A 3889-nucleotide genomic window follows, 5' to 3' on the forward strand; every position below is an offset into this window, starting at 1 on the left:
TTAATAAAATGGACCGTATTGGCGCAGATTTCGAAGGTGCATTAGAAGCTATAACAGAGAAGATAGGGGCAAGGCCGGTATGTGTTAATTTCCCCGTAGGTGAGGCTGAAACCTTTACTGGTATTATCGATGTATTAAAAGGGGTATATATAGAATTCGACCAGAGTAGCTTTGGCCAAGTTTTTATCGAAACAGAAATACCTAGTGAATGCGAAGAGGAATTTATCAATAGACGAAACGAACTTATAGATGTTGTTAGCGAATACGACGAGGCAGTCCTCGATGCCTATCTCGAGGACAAAGAAATAACTGCCGATATGCTGAAAAAAGCTATTAGGCGTGGAGTGCTGGAAAATCGTATCCTTCCAGTTCTTTCGGGAAGTTCTTTACACAATATCGGTGTTCAGCCTCTTATGGATGCCATAGTCGATTATCTTCCAGCGCCTAGCGATATACCTCCTATAAAAGGCATTAACCCAATTAAAGACAGGCCCACGACTCGTGCTCTCGAACTCGATGCTCCTACAAGTGCCCTTGCTTTCAAAATCGCGACAGATAAATACGTCGATAAACTTATCTTCCTACGCGTTTATAGCGGCCGTATAGATAAAAAAAACGGTCTTCTCGATCCACGCAGCGGGAAAAGAGAACGAATAAGCCGCATATTTCAGATGCATTCAGATAGGCGCGAGCAAATGGATGAAGCATTTGCAGGTGATGTTGTAGCCGTAGCTGGTCTTAGAGATGTTAAAACCGGCGATACGCTTTGCGATCCTAAAAATCCAATAGTTTTCGAACCAATGGTTTTTCCCGAGCCAGTTATTTTCGTCGCGATTGAACCTAAATCCACTGCCGATTCCAAAAAATTAACTGAATCGCTCGCCCGTCTCGAAGATGAAGACCCAACATTCAAAGTCAGGGAGGATAAAGAAACCGGACAGACTATCATCTCAGGAATGGGAGAACTTCATCTTGAGATACTTGTAGATAGGCTAATTCGTGAGTTTAATGTTGCTGCAAATGTGGGTAATCCACAGGTTTCATATAGGGAAACGATAACAAAAAATAAAATCATGGAATACACTGTCGATAGAGCTTTGGGTGAGTCAATTCAATTTGCTTCAGTGAAAATAGAATGCTATCCAAGGGATTCTGGGAAGGGTTTCGAATTTATCGATAAGTTCGACGATTGCGATTTTCCATTGGAATTCAGACGCGCTATAGAAACCGGCTTGAAGGATACACTCGAATCAGGACCTATTGCGGGGTATCCTCTTCTCGATGTTGGTGCCAAGCTTGTTTCCGCTAAATGGAGTGATGATAGTTCAACTGCTATGGCGTTTAGAGTGGCTTCAGCAAGCGCATTTTCACGTGCGCTTAACCAGGCAAGTCCAATACTCCTCGAACCAGTGATGGCGGTTGAGGTTGTTGTTCCCGAAGGCAATGTAGGCGAAATACTCAATGATCTAGCTGTTAGAAATGCTCATATTGCAGATGTGGGCGACAGAAAAAGCGATAAAATAGTGTCTGCTGAAGTTCCACTTGCAGAGATGTTTGGATATTCCACATCCCTTCGTAACTTAAGTCAGGGGAGAGCAACATACACTATGCAATTCGCGAAGTATAGAAGGCTTCCGGGCAACCGCGAAAAGGCTATGCTGGATAGAATTCGAGGTTATTAGCTTATTGCTAGCGTTGTCGGGATGAGTTTATTTGTTCGAATGCTATAGACTTCCACTAAACTTACTAATTTTATTAGCATAACAATGGATTAGAGCTTAATTTACCTGAGGAATACGAAGGGGTAAATTAACTCGAAGAACTTTTTTATTTTGCTGCTATAGCGGATATATAAATGTAAGACGAACCTCGCGAGAGAAGGTCGATTCACTTTCGTTATTAATCAAACAATCTGTGGCTAGAAATTCTATCTCGAAATCAGGCCTGACAGACCATTTAAATGCCGCATTTAGATATCCTTTACCTTCTCCATAGACGCTGTCCGCTTCGATGTCATTAAGGCCGATATCATATTCGACTGATAGCGCGAACATCTCGCCTAAATTCTTGTCAAAACCAAAATATGCAGAGAATCCATGTTGGTCTTCTGTTTCGAGAGAGTAGTTTATTCCCCCGTGAAGGCCAAAATTTCCGCCGAAGGTCGCCCAATTTTTGCTTGCAACCAAAAAGAAACCGGGTGATTTGATGGCGTAGCGGGAGAGGTCTTTATCCCATTTACCCAATCCCTGATCTTCATATCCCAAGACAATTGCCGGCATTTTCATGGTCTCATTAAAAGGCCTGATTTTTGCATTAAAATTAGGCCTTGGATATGCATTGGCTTTGCCTCGACCCAAAACATTATATGCGCCGTAATTTACTCCCACCTGAAGTCGCCCCCAAAGTCCTATTGAAAAACCGCCTATAAAACTCCCGCTCTCGCCGAGATGTATTTCTCCCATCCACGCTCGGTCCGGCAATATCCCTGCATTTGGCCTTAAGACAATGCGCCTGGGTTGATAGTATTGAGGATTGGTTCCTTGAGCAAAAATTGGAACGCAAATAAGCAATAGAAACGTGATTCTCTTTAACATATTATTCCTTATTATAATTTAATTACAAATTTACTCAAAATAAACCTTTTTAGCAAGTTGGAATTGTAGCCATTAATCAAGATTAAAATAGAATTGTTAAAAAAAACATTCGTAACATATTGAATATAAATTAGATAGTATATAATATTTAAACTATATTATTAAATAAATACCATACTACTCAATTAATAATTATATTATACGATAGTAATTAGAATCCGATAAGAAAAAACAAGCTATTTCTAATTATACTTGCTACGAGACCAATATAATAATATATTTTTGGAAATGAATAAAATAAGCAGAATATTAGCACTTGTAGTCTTCGCGGTTGTCTCCTCGGTATATATTGTTACCATGGAACCTACTGTAGGATTTATCGACTCAGGCGAATTATCGCTAGCTTGCGCAGAGCCAGGTATAGCCCATCCAACCGGATATCCTCTCTATTGTTTATTCGGTAGATTGTTAAAAATGATAACGGGTTTAGAGGCAATTTTATCATCGAACCTATTTTCCGCGCTTGCAGGTGGTTTTACTTCCGCGATGATATTCTTGATAGCATCTCTAATTCTGTCATCTAGGGGAAAGGGAACAGCTAAAAAATCGGAAGTTATTATTTCTGCGGCGTGCGCTTTATTTTTTGCATTTACAAGAACTTTCTGGGGCACTTCAACCGTCACAGAGGTTTATGCCTTCGAGATGGCACTCGATATGTGTGCACTATTTTTCCTTCTTCTATGGACTAAAGGCGGAGGTTCAAAATTTTTCATCCTAGGTGCATATTTATTTGGGCTTTCATTTGGCGTCCATATGCTTACAATTTTATTCGCGCCGGCAGTTTTATTTTTGATTATTATCGAGCGGAAAAAGCTAGATTATAGGGTATTCTTCACTTCTATTGCTTTCTTCATAATTGGATTGACAATCTATATCTATTTACCTCTCCGGTCAACTTGTGATCCTTCAGCTAATTTTGGCGATCCATCGACATTCGAGCGATTCTTCCGTCATGTTAGCGCATGGCAATATCGAGTTTGGATGTTCAACAGGCCTATAGCGGAATTATTCGTAAGCCTTAAACTCTTCGGGCGACAGCTTATAGCAGATACAACCATCTTCTCTATTCCATTCGTAATCATTGGCCTAATTTTTCTTTTTCGAAAGAATCGCACTATTTTCTTTTTCCTGACAGCAACTTTTCTCTTTGATGTAATATACGCTCTTAATTATACTATTCCCGATATCGAAGCATATTATCTTCCTGCGATTTTTGTATGGATTCTTCTTGTTGG

3 protein-coding genes are annotated in these 3889 nt (G+C 40.1%); 2 read left to right on the forward strand and 1 reads right to left on the reverse strand.

What is annotated here, in order from left to right; all coding sequences use genetic code 11:
- Positions 1 to 1682, forward strand: a 1682-nt coding sequence (fusA, locus tag KAH81_08770; GenBank protein MCK5833746.1) for an elongation factor G, incomplete at its 5' end; no start/stop codon positions are given.
- A 156-nt stretch (positions 1683 to 1838) separates the two neighbouring features.
- On the opposite strand, the gene KAH81_08775 is transcribed toward fusA, so the two are convergent.
- On the reverse strand, positions 1839 to 2594 hold the full coding sequence (locus KAH81_08775) for a hypothetical protein (GenBank protein ID MCK5833747.1): 756 nt from the start codon (positions 2592 to 2594) through the stop codon (positions 1839 to 1841).
- A 288-nt stretch (positions 2595 to 2882) separates the two neighbouring features.
- On the opposite strand from KAH81_08775, the gene KAH81_08780 reads away from it, so the two are divergent.
- On the forward strand, positions 2883 to 3889 hold a 1007-nt coding region (locus KAH81_08780), incomplete at its 3' end, for a DUF2723 domain-containing protein (GenBank protein ID MCK5833748.1).

The sequence above is a fragment of the bacterium genome, assembly GCA_023145965.1.
In the GTDB taxonomy this organism is placed as follows: Bacteria; UBP14; UBA6098; order UBA6098; family UBA6098; genus UBA6098.